Origin of the sequence: Rhodococcus sp. EPR-134 (genome assembly GCF_001647205.1) — a bacterium.
Classification (GTDB): domain Bacteria; phylum Actinomycetota; class Actinomycetes; order Mycobacteriales; family Mycobacteriaceae; genus Rhodococcus_F; species Rhodococcus_F qingshengii.
This window is the reverse complement of record NZ_LVCT01000291.1, coordinates 1-17,445: the sequence shown is the minus strand read 5'-3', so window position 1 is coordinate 17,445 and position 17,445 is coordinate 1. Positions and strand designations below refer to the sequence as shown.

Here is a 17,445-nt window from a genome sequence, read left to right as displayed (position 1 = left end):
GACCACCGATGTGATCGGTGGTTTGGCTGGTTCGCAGGGAATCGTGTTGCACGAGTTGGCTTCTGTGCAGGGATCGCTCGAGGATGCGTTCATGAAGTTGACCGGAGACGATGTCCAGTACCACGCATCCGGTATCGATCCGGGCGCCGGAGCCCACCACGCAAACACACAGCACGCTATGGGAGGTGCACTGTAATGGCTGTTCTCAGTGCTGAACGTATCAAGATCACCACGACCAAGTCGCCGCTGTGGTGCACGATCACAATCATCGTCCTAGGGTTGGGCGTCGCCTGGATGATCGGGCGTTCGTCGAGTTCGAGCATTCAGGCGTACAACGACGAAGCCGCATCAGGAACTCCTGATTTCGAGAAATTCCTCCCCACGTTCAACGACGCGGGGCTAGGAGTATCCGGATTCGGCGTCATGGTCCTGATGATCATGGCGGCGCTCGCGATCACCAGCGAGTACCGCTTCGGCATCATCCGTACCACCTTCCAGGCCATCCCGAGTCGGGCTTCGGTTCTGATCGCCAAAGCCGGCCTGATCGGGGCTTTCGGCGCGGTACTGTCCTTCGTTCTCATGCTCGGCGCGGTATTCATCACCAAAGCTGCGGCAGGCTCTGAAGGTTCCACCAATCTGGCACTGGACAACGCCGATGCCTGGCGTGCCGTTTACGGCGTACCGATCTTCGCGTTCCTCTGCGTCGCCCTTGCCATCGCCGTCGGAGCACTCCTTCGTCAGTCCGCCGGCGCGATTGCACTACTGCTGCTGTGGCCACTGCTCATCGAGAGCCTGTTTGGCATGTTCGGATCCTTCGGCAGAAACGTCACACCGTTCCTCCCGTTCGCCAACGCCGACCACTTCCTCTCTTCGGGTTCGAGCACCAATTTCCATTGGGGCCCTTGGGGAAGCCTGTTCTACTTCGCAGCGTTTGTGCTGGTGATATTCGGAATCAGCATCGCCGTCGTCAACAAGCGCGACGCCTGACCGAGTCGCAAACCGACCAAGACCGAAACTGGCCGCACCGGAGCCCTTCCGGTGCGGCCAGTTTCGCGTTGACAGAACCCGCAGCGCTTGTCGATCACGCCAAGGAACAGGGCACGCGCGGGTTCGCGTCACTCTGCCCCGCGGACGCGGCACCTCGAAATAAGACCTGGTCGAGTTCTTGGCAGACTGACCTCACATGTCAGCGTTCCAGTTGCGCGGCAAGCTCTTTCATCCAATCGAGGAATGCCTGCGGGCCGTCGAACTGGACGCCGTCGACAGCAGCCACTTCCGGTGCGATGTCGTCGCCCTTGACCACCAACGCTTCTCCACCCGAGGCAAGGACAGCGGCAAAGGCCGGTAGGTCACCCCGGTCGTCGCCCGCGTACGCGACGACGTCGACCCCTGCGGCCGCGATCGCGCGAAGGAGGCCTGTCCCCTTGTCCTCCTCAACGGGTGGGCGCAATTCCTCGACCAACTTGCCGGGCTCACGCCGCAACCCGGTCCGGCTCGCGATTTCTGTCGTCGCTGCTTCCACCAGGCGCTGCGCGACCGCACGATCCGCGGCCCGACGCCAATGCACGGCCACCGCAAGGCCTTTGCTCTCGACATGGATGCCAGGAACTGCCGGAGAGTCGAACAAGCGGCGCAGGTCGGCTTCTGCTTCAGCGACGGCATCACTAAACGCCGCGACGGCCGGAAGCACCTCGATTCCGTTGTCCGTCCAGGTCTCGACACCGTAGGAACCCATGAGTACAACCGAATCCAGGCTCAGCCGTTCTCGCAGAAACGACACCGGCCGCCCCGAAAGCAGGCCGACTACACCGAGGTGTTTCGTCAGAGTCGCGAGCACGTCCTCGGCGCCGGGCAGGAGTGCACTCGCCGACGGATCATCGACGATGGGTGCAAGCACACCGTCGAAATCCATCACCAGTCCACAGCGAGCTGGATCGGACGTGAGTCGGAGGATGACGTCCGCAGCGGTTCGCATGGTTCGAGTGTGCCAAATCGATCGCACCCGCAATACCAACACCGGATCCGAATGTAATCTCCGCCACTTCGTCCAGGTTGTCCGGAACCGCTGGCGAACTCGCGTTCTCTCCCTGCAAGGGCGGACTGTGGTCCGATACAGTTCTCACCACGCTTACCAACTGGGGGGTAATGATGAGCGAATTGACTGTCGCCACTGACGGCATCCGAAAGTACGGCTCGACGTCGACCGAAGCGGCAGGACGCATCGCGCAGGCCGCCGCCGTCGATCTGGGTGCAAACATCGCAGCAGTCGCACCGGCCGTGGGCCCCGTCGGGATCGAATTTCTCGAAGCATTCGCGCGCGCTCAGGCCACACACACCAAAGATGTTGCAGCACTCGCCACGTTCTACGCCGGCAACGCCGCGACGGCCGGTGCAGCCGCGCAGGCCTACGACACCACAGATCATGCAATCGCAACAGATCTGACCGCTGTGGCCGGATCGACGGGCGCGACCGCGTGAGCACCGAAGACGACTCGACGACCGTCATCGAATTCCCTCACGGTGGCGCTCCTGCCCCGGCACTGCCGAACAATGTGGTCGAATCGATGCTCGCCGGCATACCGGTACCGGCACTCCCCGGAATCGAAGATCTGTTCGCGCCCTTGATCGAACTCGGGAAGAGTCTCGGCACAGGCACTTTTGCGGGCATCGATCCCGTCGGCATCTTCGATCAGGCGTCCACTCTCATCGACCACGCCATGGGACTGTCCCGAAGCGCGGTCGCCGAGGTAAGCCAGACCTGGAACAGCACCGGCAGTGACGCCGCGACCGAACTGTCGCGATCCGCCCAGAACAGCGGCGCAGAATTGAGCGAACGCGGAACCGCGATATCGAAAACTGCTGCTGCCGCCGCGGAATCGGTGCAGCGAGGCAACGCGAATCTCGCGGCAATCGCGCAGTCCTTCGCCACCACGGTTGCAGCTGCCGCGCCCATCGCGTGGACACCACCAGGACAGGCGATGTTGCTTGCCTCGGCAGCTGAACACATGCAGGCAGCCGTCGCGGCGGTGACTCGGACGCGCGGGGAGATGCTCGGGCACACCGCAGCCATGAACGCCCTTGCCGGACCGATCCCCGTGCCGACCCCACCGACCAGTGAGGCACTCTCCAACCTGATCACTGCGGAGGCAATCAACAACGCCGCCCGTCAGATCGCCCAACCTCTGTCTGCCTCAACCGATGCCGGTGATGCGCCGTACTCCACCCACCCGGACTCCACTCAGCCAGGCACCGAGGCTGTTCGAACCTCGGCTGCACAGGCCGGCGCCGGGCTTCCGACCGGCGTCGACAAGCTGTGGGGCGCAGGCAATCCGTCGACGTCACTCGCAGCCGGCGCGTCGCCGTCACCCAGTGCGACGGCAAGCTCTGGCGGAGCATGGGTGAGCGGAAGCGGTGGCACTACCGGCGGAATGGTGAGTGGTGCAGCGGGAGTTGCTGCAGTTCAACCGGTTCCGGTAACAACGCCCGGCCTGGGTGCACCATCGTCGGCAGTCGGCAGTAGCGGCATGTCGCCGGGCGGCATGCCGGGCGGTGGACCCCGCGGATCTCGGGACGACGAGTCGTCACGCACTACCCCGAGGTATCTCGTCACTGCCGGCGACGAGAATTCGATGGTCGACGATCTGCCGATGGTGTCGCCGCCCGTGCTCGGGGCTGACGATCCCGATCAGTACCTGTTCCGAGATCTCTGATCAAGACAAACCTCAGACGAAGCCCAACTCCCGCACCGCCGCACGCTCCTGCTCCAGTTCGCTGACGGACAGGTCGATCCGTTCGCGTGAGAAGTCGTCGATCGCGAGGTCGGGCACGATAGCGAACTCGCCATCGGCACAGGTCACAGGGAAGGAAGAGATCAATCCTTCGGGCACTCCGTAGGAACCGTCCGAACAGACGGCCATGGATACCCAGTCGTCCTCGACGGTACCGATCACCCAGTCGCGGACGTGGTCGATCGACGCGCTGGCCGCACTCGCCGCAGAGGACGATCCCCGCGCAGCGATGATGGCGGTGCCTCGCACCTGCACAGTCGGGATGAATTCGTTCTCCACCCAGTCGCGGTCGTCGATCACCGCGAGTGCAGGCTCACCTGCGACAGTCGCGTGGGACAGGTCCGGGTACTGCGTCGCCGAATGGTTTCCCCAGACGGACACCTTGCGCACCGACGACGCACGAACCCCGGTCTTCTTCACGACCTGCGCGATCGCTCGGTTGTGGTCGAGACGTGTCAGCGCACTGAACCGAGTATCGGGCACGTCCGGTGCATTGTTCATCGCGATGAGCGCGTTGGTGTTGGCCGGGTTTCCCACGACCAGCACCTTGACGTCCGAGGCTGCGTTGTTGTTGATCGCCTTCCCGTGCGCTGTGAAAATCGCGCCGTTCGCACTCAGCAAGTCGGCACGCTCCATCCCCTTGCTCCGCGGACGTGCGCCGACCAGCATCCCGACGTTCGCGCCGGAGAAGGCGACATCGGGATCGTCGGTGATGTCGATGGAGCTCAGCAACGGAAATGCGCCGTCTTCGAGTTCCATCGCAACGCCTTCGGCAGCGGACACGGCGGCAGGAATCTCGAGCAGTCGAAGTTTGATCGGGACGTCAGCGCCGAGCATCTCCCCCGCAGCTATGCGGAAAAGCATTCCGTATGCGATCTGACCCGACGCTCCGGTTACCGTGACGGTTACGGGCGCAATACTCATTGCCGACTCCTCACCTGCCGTTTTCACGACTGTCCGTTCTACAACGCTGTAAGAACGGTTTCCACGCTAGTCGAGTAAACCGGCCACTTCGTGGTCTGTCAGTGTGGTTCTCGGCACTCGTCCCTCCGCCGTCACGAGTTCGACGGCGCGGTAGAGCGGACGCTCGGCGAGTCCGGCGCCGCGGGCTTCGGCACGCAACTGTTCGATCAGCACCGAGGACAACGCGGCAGCCGGTACCAACTCGCTGGCCGCCAGCGCGTCCGCGAGCTTGCGGAGTGCAAGGATCTCCAACTCGCGCCCACCCCCCGCGGTATACAGCGCGAGCGGGATCCGCACGGTGGACCGTCCGTCGCCGAGCGTCAAGCTGACTTCGCTGATCCGGCCGGATCTCACCGTCAATGCCGCCGTGAGTACCTCGGCCACGTCGACGACGTTGGTTCGAAAACCAGCTTGCGCACGAACTCTGTTGCCGTACAACGTGATGTGCCGGCGCAGCGTCATCAGGATCGCCAGTGACGTCGGCACCGCAATGACGGCGCCGACGATCACTCCAACGGTCGCCGTCGAGAACACACTGACGATCAACCCGACGACCACGCCGAACACCACGACAACAACGGCGAATTTCTTCAGCCGCGGCGCGATCAACGCCACGGGAACCAGATCGAGCGAAACCGGTTCGGCCTCAGTGCTCAACGAGTTCCCCGAGCTTGTCGACAACCTGGTCGAGCGCCACTGTCTCCTGCTCACCTGTTGCCAACTGTTTGACAACGACAACGCCCTCTTCGAGTTCACGCTCGCCGAGAACCAAAGCGATCGCGGCACCCGAACGATCAGCTGCCTTCATCGAGCCCTTCACGCCACGGTTTCCGTACGCCAGGTCGACGCGAATCCCATTGGCACGCAACTGATGTGCGATCTTCACCAGTGCAGCCTTCGCCTCGGCACCCATCGGTACACAGAAGACGTCGACACGCGCCGGTGGCGCAACGGACTTGCCCTCGGCCTCGAGCGCGAGAACCGTGCGGTCGACGCCGATTCCGAACCCGATGCCCGAGAGCGGCTGTCCACCCAGCTGTTCCATCAGACCGTCGTAACGACCACCACCACCGATTCCGGACTGCGCACCCAGTCCGTCGTGCACGAATTCGAAGGTTGTCTTGGTGTAGTAGTCGAGGCCGCGGACCATGCGCGGGTTGACGACGTACGGAACGCCCAATGCGTCCAGGTGCGCTAGCACCTCGTCGAAGTGCGCCTTGCAGCTCTCGGACAGGTGATCGAGCATGAGCGGTGCGCCCGCAGTCATCTCGCGTACATCCGGGCGCTTGTCGTCGAGCACGCGGAGCGGGTTGATCTCGGCGCGTCGACGCGTGTCTTCGTCGAGTGGGAGTGCAAAGAGAAACTCCTGCAGCAGTTCGCGATACTGCGGCCGGCAGGTGTCGTCACCGAGAGAGGTGATTTCGAGGCGGAAGCCGTCGAGCCCCAAAGACCGGAATCCGGCGTCGGCGATCGCGATGACCTCAGCGTCGAGCGCGGGGTCGTCGATCCCGATGGCTTCGACGCCGACCTGCTGCAACTGGCGGTAGCGACCGGCCTGCGGGCGCTCGTAGCGGAAGAACGGGCCCGCGTAGCTGACCTTGACCGGCAACTGTCCACGATCGAGGCTGTGCTCGATGACCGCACGCATGACTCCGGCGGTTCCCTCGGGACGCAACGTCACCGAACGGTCACCGCGGTCGGCGAATGTGTACATCTCTTTGCTGACGACGTCGGTCGACTCACCGACACCGCGAGCGAACAGGCCGGTGTCCTCGAAGATCGGCAATTCGATGTGGCCGTATCCGGCCAACCTCGCGGCGCGCGTCAAACCGTCACGAACGGCGACGAATTCGGCTGACTGCGGCGGAACGTAGTCCGGAATGCCCTTGGGTGCAGAGAAGGTGCTGGCTTTACTCACGAGAGGTACTTTTCCTTATTCTTGTGCGCTGAGTCCAACGAGAAACGGATTCGAGCTTCGCTCGGCGCCGATCGAACTGTTGCCGCCGTGCCCGGGCAGGACCACTGTCTCGTCACCGAGTACCAATAGCTTGCGGGCGATCGAAGCGAGCAACTGCTCGTGATTTCCGCCGGGCAGGTCGCTGCGCCCGATGGAACCCTGGAACAGGGTGTCACCGGTGAACGCCAAATCCACGGGCCCGCTCTCGGTGTTCGCCTGGGTGCGGAACACCACCGATCCCTGCGTGTGCCCGGGTGTGTGGTCCACGACGAACGTCATTCCGGCCTCGGTGATCTTGTCTCCGTCGGCCAGTTCGATCACCTCGTCCGGCTCCACGAACGTCATGCCTTGAATGAATTCCTTCATCGTCGGGCCGATCCCCCGTGCCGGATCGCTGAGCATGTAGCGATCCTCGGGATGGATGTACGCGGGTACGGAATACCGCTCACAGACCTCGCGGGCCGACCACACGTGATCGAGATGACCGTGCGTCAGGAGGACCGCCGTGACCGACATGTCCTTGGAGTCCAGATATTCGAAGAGCGGCTCAGCTGCATCCTGACCCGGATCTACGACTACGCACTCGCACGCGTCGTTCTGAGCGAGTATGTAGCAGTTGGTTTGGAACATCCCGGCCGGAAAACCAGTGACGAGCACGGGGGCAACTCCTCTTCGAAGGGTGGAAACGAACAACACGCTGTCGGTTACAGCCTAAGCTGCTGCCCCGCCAGTAAGTTCTCAGGTTGCAATGGGAGACTCTGACGACGAGTAGAGCCGCTTGCCGAAGCCGACCCCCAGGGTGTCGCTCGGCCGGCCGACCACGATCCACCCGCGATACGGAGGACTACAGCAGTGCCGAGTAACGAGCAACGCCGCGAGGCGGCGAAACGCAAGCTCGAGCGTCAGCTCGAACGTCGCGCAGAACGTGCCCGCAAGCGCAAGCAGATGACGATAGCCGGAACTGCGCTCGGCGTGGTCGTCGTAGTCGGCGTCGTCGGTGGACTCATCTGGCTGAGCAATCGCAGTGACGACGACGCGAACACCACCAACACTGCTGCCGACGACTCGAGCCTCACGCCACAGACCGCGGGTGCAATGCCGGCCGGTCTGTCGACGCCACTGGCCGACACGGTTTCCTGCTCGTATCCAGCCGACGGCGCTACCGCGTCCAAGGCCAACAACCCTCCTCGTACCGACGGGATTCCCACCACCGCGCCGGACGCGACGCCGAGCATCAGCGTCGAGACCTCGCAGGGAAACATCGGGCTCACACTCGACGGAACGAAGTCTCCGTGCACGGTCAACAGCTTCGTGAGCTTGGCGCAGCAGGACTACTTCAACGACACCACCTGCCACCGCATGACGACGAGCCCCTCGCTCCAGGTGCTGCAGTGCGGTGACCCGTCCGGCACCGGCACCGGCGGACCGGGCTACGGCTTCGACAACGAATTCCCCACCACGGCGTATTCCACCACCGACCCGGCAGCGCAAGAGCCCGTCACCTACGCGCGCGGCACGGTTGCGATGGCCAACACCGGGGCACCCGGTAGCAACGGCAGCCAGTTCTTCCTCGTCTACGGCGACTCACAACTCCCCCCGCAGTACACGGTTTTCGGCACGATCGACGAAACCGGGCTCGCCACTTTGGACAAGGTCGCGGCCGGCGGATCGACGCCAGAGGGTGACGGCAAGCCGAATCTGACCACCGACATCAAGACAGTAAGGCTCGACTGATGCGACGTAATCCTGTGATGCGCTTTCCTGTAGTTATTGCCGCCGCCAGCGCCGCGGCGCTGCTTCTGGCTGGTTGTTCCAGTGATTCCGGTAGCTCGGACTCGCCGTCCAGCACCTCCAAGGCGAAGTCGACAACGGCTGCCATGCCGCCGCTCGACATGTCACAGTTCGACGCACTCCCGCCTGTCCCGACTCCGGCCTCGGCGACCGTCGACTGCTCGTACCCGAGCGCGGCGGGTGCAGCAAAAACCGTCAATCCGCCGAACTCCACGGGTGTGTCCACCGAGGGAACCGTCAACGTCGCGCTCACGACTACGGCCGGCCCGATCGGGATGGAACTGAACCGGGCGGAAGCCCCCTGCACGGTCAACAGCATCGTGAGCTTGACCGAGCAGAAGTACTTCGACGACACCCCGTGCCATCGACTCGTCACCACACCCGGTCTACAGATCCTGCAGTGCGGCGATCCCTCGGGCAAGGGCACGGGCGGACCAGGCTATGGCTTCGACAACGAGTACCCGACCACTGCCTACCCGGCTAACGATCCGGCACTCTCCTTGCCTGCCGTCTACCCCCGCGGCACGCTGGCAATGGCCAACTCGGGTAAACCGGGCAGCAACGGCAGTCAGTTCTTCCTCGTCTACGAGGATTCGGTCTTGCCGCCCAACTACACGGTCTTCGGAAAGATCGACGACGCCGGCCTGGCGACGATCGAGAAGATCGCGGCCGACGGCGACGACGGTGGCATGGGAGCAACCGGCGGCGGTGCACCCAACACCCCGATCACCATCGAGACTGCAGTAGTCGCCTGACCCCCTGTGCGCCTTTATTAACCGCCCGCGGTTAATAAAGGCGCACAGCAGTTTACGAAGCAGAGGTCACGCGGTAGACGTCGTAGACGCCTTCCACGTTACGAACCACGTTGAGAACATGACCCAAGTGCTTCGGGTCGCCCATCTCGAAGGTGAACTTGCTGATCGCCACCCGGTCGCCGGACGTGGTGACCGAGGCCGACAGGATGTTCACCTTCTCGTCTGCCAACGCCTTGGTGACGTCGGAAAGCAACCGATGACGATCGAGCGCCTCGATCTGGATCGCGACCAGGAACACCGATGTCGCTGACGGTGCCCATTCGACGTCGATGATTCGCTCCGACTGATCGTGGAGCGAGTTGGCGTTGGTGCAGTCGGTACGGTGCACGCTGACCGCGCCGCCACGCGTGACGAAGCCCAGAATCGAATCGCCCGGTACCGGCGTGCAACACTTCGCGAGTTTTGCCACCGTGCCCGGTGCTCCGGGAACCAGAATTCCGGAGTCACCCGTACTGCGGGTGCGCACCGGCATGGTCGACGGCGTCGAACGCTCGGCCAGTTCCTCCTCGACGGCGCCGACGCCGCCCAGATGAGCAACCAGTCGCTGCACGACGTGGTGCGCCGACACCTGACTCTCGCCTACGGCCGTGTACAACGCCGAGACGTCGGGATAGCGAAGTTCGTGCGCGATCGTGCTCATCGATTCGGCATTCATCAACCGCTGCAACGGAAGTCCCACACGGCGGACTTCCTTCGCGATCTGATCCTTGCCGGACTCGAGCGCCTCTTCGCGGCGTTCCTTCGCGAACCACTGCCGGATCTTCGCCTTGGCACGCGGCGAGACGACAAACGTCTGCCAATCTCGGCTCGGCCCGGCGGTGGCAGCCTTCGACGTGAAGACCTCTACCACTTCGCCGTTTTCGAGAGTTCGTTCCAGCGCGACCAACCGGCCGTTGACCCTGGCACCGATGCATCGGTGCCCGACCTCGGTGTGCACCGCATACGCGAAATCGACGGGAGTCGATCCGGCAGGCAACGTGATCACGTCACCCTTTGGCGTGAAGACGAAGATCTCCTTGACCGCGAGGTCGTAACGCAACGATTCGAGGAACTCCCCCGGATCGGCCGCTTCACGTTGCCAGTCGAGTAGCTGACGCATCCACGCCATGTCGTCGACCTCGGCGATGTCGCCCGCGTGCTTGCCCTTGGTCTCCTTGTACCGCCAGTGCGCGGCGATACCGAACTCGGCGGTCCGGTGCATGTCCTGGGTCCGGATCTGGACCTCCAGGGGCTTGCCTTCCGGTCCCACGACGGTGGTGTGCAGCGACTGGTAGACGCCGTAGCGCGGCTGTGCGATGTAGTCCTTGAAGCGTCCGGCCATCGGCTGCCACAGCGAGTGGACAACACCGACCGCGGCGTAACAGTCACGCACCTCTTCGCACAGAATGCGCACGCCGACCAGATCGTGGATGTCGTCGAAATCGCGGCCCTTGACGATCATCTTCTGGTAGATCGACCAGTAGTGCTTGGGCCGGCCCTCGACGATGGCATTGATCCGCGAGGCGGACAGAGTCGAGTTGATCTCGGCGCGAACCTTGGCCAGATAAGTGTCTCGAGAGGGCGCGCGATCGGCGACCAGTCGAACGATCTCGTCGTACTTCTTCGGGTGCAGGATCGCGAACGAAAGGTCCTCGAGTTCCCACTTGACGGTCGCCATTCCGAGCCGATGCGCAAGTGGTGCAATGACTTCGAGAGTCTCACGCGCCTTACGTGCCTGCTTTTCGGGCGGCAGGAATCGCATCGTGCGCATGTTGTGCAGACGATCCGCAACCTTGATCACGAGCACGCGCGGGTCCCGCGCCATCGCGATGATCATCTTGCGGATGGTTTCGCCCTCGGCGGCGGTGCCCAGAACGACCTTGTCGAGTTTGGTGACTCCGTCGACAAGGTGAGCGACCTCGTCACCGAAATCCTTGGTCAACTCTTCGAGTGAGTAACCGGTGTCCTCGACGGTGTCGTGCAGAAGGGCTGCGACGAGGGTAGTGGTGTCCATACCCAACTCGGCCAGAATGCTTGCGACGGCCAACGGATGCGTGATGTACGGATCGCCGGACTTGCGCCGCTGGCTCGAATGTCTGTCCTCGGCGACGTCGTACGCACGCTGGAGCAGCGCGAGGTCGGCCTTCGGATACAGCTCACGGTGGAGGCTGACCAACGGCTCGAGCACCGGGCGGATGGTGGCGTTGCGCTGACCGGTGATGCGTCGAGCAAGCCGAGCGCGCACCCTACGGGAGGCGGAAGCGGGCACGGCCAGATTCTGCCCACCCCGATTGCCGGTAGTTTGCGCAGATCCCGAATCGTCGGGCACCGCGGACTTCGATGGTGTCGTCTCCGGAGCCGGAACTGCACCCGTCTCCTGCGACACTGCACCCGAGTTCTGTGATCGATCAAGATTCGACGTCATGTCGCCACCTCCTACCACCGAGTTGGTTGAGGCAACCGCCCTGCATCGGGTAATTGCCCTGGAGGTCTAACTCGACCCCCAGGAGACAACTTTAATACTCAGACCTTCACCAGTGATGTCAGTGGGTACTTCAAGAAGCGATCTCGACCGCGCAGTTCCTCGATCTCGAGCACCACTGCGACGCCGACGACGTTCGCTCCACCCAACTCGACCAACTGTACAGCCGCCTCGAGTGTCCCTCCGGTAGCCAGAACGTCGTCGATCACCAGAACATTCCGCCCCGTGAGATCGAAGCCGTTTGCGGGAATCTCGAGAGTCGAGGATCCGTACTCGAGGCTGTACGAACGAGAGAGCACCGGCGGCGGCAGTTTGCCGACCTTCCGCACGGCAACGACTCCCGCACCCATCTTCGCGGCCGCACCGGCACCGAGCAGGAAACCGCGAGCATCGACGGCGGCGATCGTGTCGGCGTCCGGAGCACAGGCGACAAGGGCATCGAGCACGGCCCCGAACCCCTCGGCGTCGGCGAACACCGGAGTCAGATCGGCGAACCGAACACCGGGACCGGGAAAGTTGTCCGCCCAGCGGGTCAGCCGAACAACGGCGTCCCCGGCAGCCCGGTGGATTGCGATCAATTCTTCAGTCGTGTGCAAGGCAACACCATTCGAGACGCTCATCTGCGTAGTACCCATCTGTCCATGTTCCAGCCGGTAGCGGCCCGAGTCGGATTGACCAACACTGCCGACATGCCTGGAGCTACAGCGACAGTTCGTAGTTGATTGAACAGTGGAATCGTAGGCACCTGGGTCCACAGGATGTTCTCCGCCTCCACCGAGAGTCCCAATTGCGCACTCGTGCTCGCATCCACGTTCAACTGATCGATGATCTGATCGATCCTGGCATTTCCGTACGTACCGAGGTTTGCGCCGTTGCCCGATCGCAGCGCTCCGCGCGCGTCGATCATGCTCGCTGTTCCGCCTGCGCCGACTTTGCCTGCCATGCCGGAGAGCACGGCGTCGACTCCCCCACTCTGCAGACTCGCGGGATCGAAGCTGTCGCTACTTGCGTCCTCGACCGTGATTCCCGCCGGAGCACACGCGGCTTTCGCTTCGGAGACGATCTGCGCCCGCACCGGGTCCGGTGCGAGGTACCCGACCCGGACGGTCAACTGGTCGAGGTCGGCTTCCGACAACGACGTCTTCGCAGCCTCGATGTCGGCATTGGCGTACCGATCACCGTCGACCGCAGCGGCGTCGCTGTAAACGAGTGAATCCGGCGCCATCAGTCGCGAATCGACCACGCCGGAACCCAAACCCGCCTGCGGCGCATTCTCCGTCTGCCCGAACTTCTCGAACAGAGTCGTACGCGGAACACAATGCGCGAACGCTCGACGGGCGGCTTCGTCGCCCAGCGAACCAGAGGTCGCGAGAACGAACTGCTCGATCGACCGCGACGGAATCTGTTGGACGTCGAACCCGGACGGAGTACCGAGTTCGCCAGCCGAGCCGGAAGCGACGTCGACTACCTCGATCGAGTTCTTGTCGAGATCCTCGGTCAGATTCACACCACGTGGCCAGACGACGATGCGATCGGTCGCAGGCTTGTTGCCCCACCACCGCTCGTTCGCGACCAGCACCAGGCCGTCGTCGGTACTGTACGAGTCGATTCGATACGGACCAGCGGAGGGCAGTACGGAGGTGTCCACCTGACCTGGAGTCAGGTTCCACCCGGTGTTCCAGAAGTCCGCGATCTTCGACAACGCTTCGGTGTCACCGGCATTCACCGCGCTCACCACGTCGCTGACACCCGTGCGCTGCGTCACGACGTGTGAAGGCATCAACGCAGTCGCACCGAACAACGACCGCCAATCGGTGAACGATCGCCCGGGTTTGAAGAACACCGTCGCGTCCTTCGCCCCGCTCTGGCAGTCGATCCGGTCGATGTCCGCGTATCCGAGATTGTTCGCCGTGTCGAACATGGGCTTCACGGCACCATCGACGTCTTCGGTGAACTTGCCACTCGACGCCGCCCAGGTGAGGACGAGATCGTCACAGGACATCGGAATCCCATCGGAGTACACGGACGCCGGATTGAGCTTGTACGAGACCGTGAGCACGTCACCGGGCAACTCAGACGCCGTTCCGATGTCGGTGTCGGAGACAGGTGCTCCGGCCGGGCCGGTGAACGTGAAGCCGGGAAGCACCCGGCCGAACGCGGCCATCGCCCCGGACACCGATCCAGCTGTCGTGTTGGCGTTGTACGTGGAGATGGAGTTGTCGATGGCATATCCGATGGACGGAACCTGCTCGGCGCTTTCCGAGCAGGCCGCCAACGAACCCGCAGCCACAGCGGTGGCCGCAACGAACGTCATCGATCGAACCAGTGTGCGTGTTCTTGGGAGCATGTTCAGTGCCCCTTCTTGTTTCGCTTTCCGGTCGGCCGCGCACCCGGCTGCGGAGCAACCGGAGCACGGCGTGCAACTGGTGCGCCGACGGCAACCGTCTGCGTACCTTTCTCGGCCAGCGTAGCCCGGCGCGAGAGCACCTTACGAGTGTGCGCGGCAACGGGTCCCCAGCGTTCCTTCATCGACACCAGGAGCGGCGTCGCGAAGAAGATCGAGGAGTACGCACCCACGATGATGCCGACGAGCTGAACGAGCGCAAGGTCCTTGAGTGTGCCGACGCCGAGCATCCAGACCGCGACAACCATCAGAGCGATCACCGGGAGCACGCTGATGACCGTCGTGTTGATCGATCGCATCAAGGTCTGATTCACCGCGAGGTTGGCCTGCTCGCCGTACGTCCGGCGCGTCAGATGCAGAACACCGCGGGTGTTCTCTTCGACCTTGTCGAACACCACCACGGTGTCGTACAGCGAGAAGCCGAGAATGGTGAGCAAACCGATCACCGTCGCGGGCGTCACCTCGAAACCGACGAGCGAGTAGACGCCGGCAGTGACGATGATGTCGAAGAACAACGCAACGATCGCAGCTACCGCCATGTCCCGCTCGAAGCGGATGGCGATGTAGATACTCACGATCACCAGGAACACAATCAGCGCGATCAGCGCCTTCTTGGTGATCTGGCCGCCCCAGGTTTCACTCACGTCCGCAAAACTGATGGCTTGCGCCGACGGGTTCCCGTTCTTGTCCTTGGGCTGGAACTCGTCGAAGAGAGCCGACTGAAGATCGTTGATCTGCGTCGCGTTCAACGTCTCCGACCGGATCTGCACGGTTGCGCTGGCACCCGAGCCGACTGTCTGCACGCTGACCGGTTCGAACCCGAGTGTGTCGGAGTAGACGGTTTCCACCGCCGACGTCTCGACTCCGCCCTCGGCCGGGAACTGAATGCGTGATCCGCCTTCGAAATCGATACCGAAGGTGAAGCCGCGCAAGATGATGCTCAGCAGCGCAATGGCGACCAGAGCGCCGGTCAGTCCGTAGTAGAAGCGACGCTTGCCGACGACCTCGAACGCACCCGTTCCGGTGTACAGCCGCGAGAGCCAGCTGTGCTTGGGCATCGCGCCCTGATCGACGCCTGAGTCGGTGATCTCCGACCGGGCCACCGCATCGGCGGACTCGGCGGCGGAACTGTTGGTGGACCCCACCGGGGAGTTGTTGGACTCGCTCATGCTCGTGTCTCCTTAGCCGACGCAGCGGCGGCAACCTTACGTTCGCGGGCAACCTCTTGCACTGCGCCGAGACCGTTGACGCTGGGCTTGGACCAGAACGCCGAACGGGACGCCATGCTGACCAGTGGCCACGTCACGAGGAACACGACAATCACGTCGAGAATGGTCGTCAGACCCAAGGTGAAGGCGAAGCCGCGCACCTGTCCGACCGCCAGCACGTACAGAACCGCAGCGGCGATGAAGCTCACCGCGTTGCCGGAAAGAATTGTTCGGCGTGCTCTTGCCCAACCGCGTGGCACCGCCGAGCGGAAGCTACGGCCCTCACGCATTTCGTCCTTGATGCGTTCGAAGAACACGACGAACGAGTCGGCGGTCATACCGATACCGATGATCAGACCAGCCATGCCGGCCAAGTCGAGCGTGAAGCCGATGTATCTGCCGAGCAGAACCATGATCGCGTAGACCATGACTCCGGAGAGAATCAGCGACAACGCCGTCAGGACGCCGAGCATGCGGTAGTAGACGAGGCAGTACAGCAGAACGAGAACGAGACCGACCGCGCCGGCGATCAATGCCGCCTGCAGTGAGGCCAGGCCGAGCGTGGCCGAGACCGTCTCGGCCTCAGAGGCTGCGAACGAGAGCGGAAGCGAACCGTACTTCAGTGTGTTGGCAAGTTCTTTGGCACTCTCGGCAGTGAAACTGCCCGTGATCGAGGTGGCGCTACCCGCAGGCGTTGCACCTTGAATCGTGGGAGCGCTGACGACCTTCGAGTCGAGCGTGAACGCTGCCTGCTTGCCGATGTTGGCTGAGGTGAACTCGGCCCAGGTGTTGCTGCCGGTCGTCTTGAACGAGAGGCTGATCTCGTGGCGCGACTGCTGCGAGTTGAAGACCGAAGACGCGTCGGCAATCTCCTGGCCGTCGATGATCGAAGGACCGAGGAGATAGATGTTCAGTCCGTCTTGCGAGCACGCGACCAGCGGCAGGGTCGGGTCGTCGTTTCCACGGAGCGGATCCGCGACGGAGCAGTCGAGGTTCGCCACTGCTTGCTGCTGCACTGTCGGATCGCTGCTCTGCCGGAGGGCGCGCGCTGCGGCGATTTCCGCTGCTGCTGCGTCGCCTTCGTCGGTGCCGTCGCTCGGAGCGTCCCCGGTGGGGGCCGGAGTCGTTGTCTGCGGCGCGGGCGTTGCCTCGGGAGTAGTCGGGTCCTGAGCCAGGAACGGACGGTTCTGCGGCGTCTGCGTCCCGTCAGCGGGTGCTTCGGGGGCCGGTGCATCAGTGGCCGGAGTTTCGGCCGCCGGCGCCTCAGGCGTAGCTGTCCGATTCGCGTCACGGGTGGCGACGTCGATCGAACCCGTCACCGGGCGGATGTACAGACGAGCGGTCTGGCCGAGCGAGCGAGCCTGCGCACTGTCGTCGCCGGGAACGGTGATGACGAGGTTGTCACCGTCGACAACGACCTCGGAACCGGAAACGCCGAGACCGTTGACGCGGGTCTCGATGATTTCCTGAGCCTGCTTGAGACTGTCCTGACTGGGAGCGCTGCCGTCCGGGGTACGAGCGGTCAACGTGACGCGCGTTCCACCCTGCAGGTCGATGCCGAGTTTCGGCGTGGCCGACTTGTCTCCAGTGAAGAACACCAGGGCATACAGTGCCACTACCAGGACCCCGAAAAGGGCCAGGTAGCGGACCGGATGCACCGTTCCGGTGGAAGGTGCCACGATCTTTAAGTCTCCTCGGTAGGTGCAGAGCTTCAGTAAGTGCACGGCTCGGGTGGTCGACGACCACCCGAGCTGCGGCGTTCGAACTGCAACGATTGATCAACGGGGTGAACTGAGCTGCTGGTGTAAGAGCGGACAAACCGATCTGGACGTGTGTCCGAGTTCACAACTCTAGAACACGTACCAGTTCGACGAAGTCAGGACTCCTTGGTGAGCCGGATTTCGGTGTCGGCAGCAGACTCTTCGATCTCGGAAATCGAGTCGTCGTCGTACTCGTCGGTCTCGGTCGTCTCGACGACGCGCTCACGGATGACCAGACGCGACCAGGTGGTGATGACACCGTCCGCGATCTCGAGGTCCACGGTGTCGTCGTCCAGGG

General features: G+C 63.2%; 15 protein-coding genes and 2 pseudogenes. 6 read left to right on the top strand and 11 right to left on the bottom strand.

Annotated elements, in window-relative coordinates:
• Window positions 1-196, top strand: a pseudogene (locus A2J01_RS13385) (ABC transporter ATP-binding protein); the annotation flags it as partial.
• Window positions 196-987 carry an ABC transporter permease subunit gene (locus A2J01_RS13380; protein WP_003943323.1) on the top strand — a complete coding sequence of 264 codons (792 nt, stop codon included), beginning with the start codon at window positions 196-198 and terminating at the stop codon, window positions 985-987. The pseudogene A2J01_RS13385 and the gene A2J01_RS13380, both read left to right, overlap by 1 nt.
• A 199-nt stretch (window positions 988-1,186) precedes the next feature.
• Here the strand turns inward: A2J01_RS13380 and otsB are convergent, their stop codons facing one another.
• Window positions 1,187-1,975: a trehalose-phosphatase gene (otsB, locus tag A2J01_RS13375; RefSeq protein WP_230359838.1), complete on the bottom strand. Its 789-nt coding sequence runs from the start codon at window positions 1,973-1,975 to the stop codon at window positions 1,187-1,189.
• 173 nt (window positions 1,976-2,148) lie between these two features.
• On the opposite strand from otsB, the gene A2J01_RS13370 reads away from it, so the two are divergent.
• Both A2J01_RS13370 and A2J01_RS13365 read left to right on the top strand, forming a co-directional pair.
• The gene (locus tag A2J01_RS13370) at window positions 2,149-2,478 is read left to right on the top strand and encodes a type VII secretion target (RefSeq protein WP_030536848.1); all 330 of its coding nucleotides are present in this window, start codon (window positions 2,149-2,151) and stop codon (window positions 2,476-2,478) included.
• Window positions 2,475-3,710 (top strand): hypothetical protein, encoded by a 1,236-nt coding sequence (locus A2J01_RS13365; RefSeq protein ID WP_230359837.1) that lies wholly within the window; start codon window positions 2,475-2,477, stop codon window positions 3,708-3,710. The genes A2J01_RS13370 and A2J01_RS13365 overlap by 4 nt, the downstream gene beginning before the upstream one ends.
• 12 nt (window positions 3,711-3,722) lie before the next feature.
• Here A2J01_RS13365 and A2J01_RS13360 read toward each other — a convergent pair whose 3' ends face one another.
• The 4 genes from A2J01_RS13360 to A2J01_RS13345 form a co-directional block, all read right to left on the bottom strand.
• Window positions 3,723-4,712, bottom strand: coding sequence for a malate dehydrogenase (locus A2J01_RS13360; RefSeq protein ID WP_064112875.1), 990 nt, complete (start codon window positions 4,710-4,712; stop codon window positions 3,723-3,725).
• Between the two features lie 66 nt (window positions 4,713-4,778).
• The gene (locus A2J01_RS13355; RefSeq protein ID WP_007732974.1) at window positions 4,779-5,408 is read right to left on the bottom strand and encodes a hypothetical protein; all 630 of its coding nucleotides are present in this window, start codon (window positions 5,406-5,408) and stop codon (window positions 4,779-4,781) included.
• On the bottom strand, window positions 5,398-6,669 hold the full coding sequence (hisS, locus tag A2J01_RS13350) for a histidine--tRNA ligase (RefSeq protein ID WP_007732972.1): 1,272 nt from the start codon (window positions 6,667-6,669) through the stop codon (window positions 5,398-5,400). The genes A2J01_RS13355 and hisS overlap by 11 nt, the downstream gene beginning before the upstream one ends.
• Before the next feature lie 15 nt (window positions 6,670-6,684).
• Window positions 6,685-7,365 carry an MBL fold metallo-hydrolase gene (locus A2J01_RS13345; protein ID WP_058227934.1) on the bottom strand — a complete coding sequence of 227 codons (681 nt, stop codon included), beginning with the start codon at window positions 7,363-7,365 and terminating at the stop codon, window positions 6,685-6,687.
• A gap of 195 nt (window positions 7,366-7,560) precedes the next feature.
• On the opposite strand from A2J01_RS13345, the gene A2J01_RS13340 reads away from it, so the two are divergent.
• Together A2J01_RS13340 and A2J01_RS13335 are read left to right on the top strand one after the other, a co-directional pair.
• The gene (locus A2J01_RS13340) at window positions 7,561-8,442 is read left to right on the top strand and encodes a peptidylprolyl isomerase (protein ID WP_003943303.1); all 882 of its coding nucleotides are present in this window, start codon (window positions 7,561-7,563) and stop codon (window positions 8,440-8,442) included.
• Window positions 8,442-9,254 carry a peptidylprolyl isomerase gene (locus A2J01_RS13335; RefSeq protein WP_412770929.1) on the top strand — a complete coding sequence of 271 codons (813 nt, stop codon included), beginning with the start codon at window positions 8,442-8,444 and terminating at the stop codon, window positions 9,252-9,254. Before A2J01_RS13340 ends, A2J01_RS13335 begins: the two co-directional genes overlap by 1 nt.
• A 52-nt stretch (window positions 9,255-9,306) precedes the next feature.
• Here A2J01_RS13335 and A2J01_RS13330 read toward each other — a convergent pair whose 3' ends face one another.
• From A2J01_RS13330 to A2J01_RS13305, 6 genes and pseudogenes are all read right to left on the bottom strand, one after another.
• Window positions 9,307-11,718, bottom strand: a complete 2,412-nt coding sequence (locus A2J01_RS13330) for a RelA/SpoT family protein (protein WP_003943344.1) — start codon at window positions 11,716-11,718, stop codon at window positions 9,307-9,309.
• Between the two features lie 98 nt (window positions 11,719-11,816).
• On the bottom strand, window positions 11,817-12,395 hold the full coding sequence (locus A2J01_RS13325; RefSeq protein WP_007732962.1) for an adenine phosphoribosyltransferase: 579 nt from the start codon (window positions 12,393-12,395) through the stop codon (window positions 11,817-11,819).
• Entirely contained in the window at window positions 12,392-14,122 is a 1,731-nt protein-coding gene (locus tag A2J01_RS13320; protein ID WP_003943316.1) for an ABC transporter substrate-binding protein, read from the bottom strand. Before A2J01_RS13320 ends, A2J01_RS13325 begins: the two co-directional genes overlap by 4 nt.
• Window positions 14,123-14,124: 2 nt before the next feature.
• On the bottom strand, window positions 14,125-15,348 hold the full coding sequence (gene secF / locus A2J01_RS13315) for a protein translocase subunit SecF (RefSeq protein WP_064112873.1): 1,224 nt from the start codon (window positions 15,346-15,348) through the stop codon (window positions 14,125-14,127).
• Window positions 15,345-17,066, bottom strand: a complete 1,722-nt coding sequence (gene secD, locus A2J01_RS13310) for a protein translocase subunit SecD (protein WP_007732956.1) — start codon at window positions 17,064-17,066, stop codon at window positions 15,345-15,347. Before secD ends, secF begins: the two co-directional genes overlap by 4 nt.
• 197 nt (window positions 17,067-17,263) lie before the next feature.
• A pseudogene (locus tag A2J01_RS13305) lies at window positions 17,264-17,445 on the bottom strand (preprotein translocase subunit YajC); the annotation flags it as partial.

What these genes read in the sequence shown, in the direction of transcription:
- A2J01_RS13330 (WP_003943344.1), bottom strand. Translation starts at nt 11,718, where the DNA reads ATGACGTCGAATCTTGATCGATCACAGAACTCGGGTGCAGTGTCGCAG.
- A2J01_RS13380 (WP_003943323.1), top strand. Translation starts at nt 196, where the DNA reads ATGGCTGTTCTCAGTGCTGAACGTATCAAGATCACCACGACCAAGTCG.
- A2J01_RS13370 (WP_030536848.1), top strand. Translation starts at nt 2,149, where the DNA reads ATGAGCGAATTGACTGTCGCCACTGACGGCATCCGAAAGTACGGCTCG.
- A2J01_RS13360 (WP_064112875.1), bottom strand. Translation starts at nt 4,712, where the DNA reads ATGAGTATTGCGCCCGTAACCGTCACGGTAACCGGAGCGTCGGGTCAG.
- A2J01_RS13335 (WP_412770929.1), top strand. Translation starts at nt 8,442, where the DNA reads ATGCGACGTAATCCTGTGATGCGCTTTCCTGTAGTTATTGCCGCCGCC.
- A2J01_RS13325 (WP_007732962.1), bottom strand. Translation starts at nt 12,395, where the DNA reads ATGAGCGTCTCGAATGGTGTTGCCTTGCACACGACTGAAGAATTGATC.
- secF (WP_064112873.1), bottom strand. Translation starts at nt 15,348, where the DNA reads ATGAGCGAGTCCAACAACTCCCCGGTGGGGTCCACCAACAGTTCCGCC.
- A2J01_RS13320 (WP_003943316.1), bottom strand. Translation starts at nt 14,122, where the DNA reads ATGCTCCCAAGAACACGCACACTGGTTCGATCGATGACGTTCGTTGCG.
- otsB (WP_230359838.1), bottom strand. Translation starts at nt 1,975, where the DNA reads ATGCGAACCGCTGCGGACGTCATCCTCCGACTCACGTCCGATCCAGCT.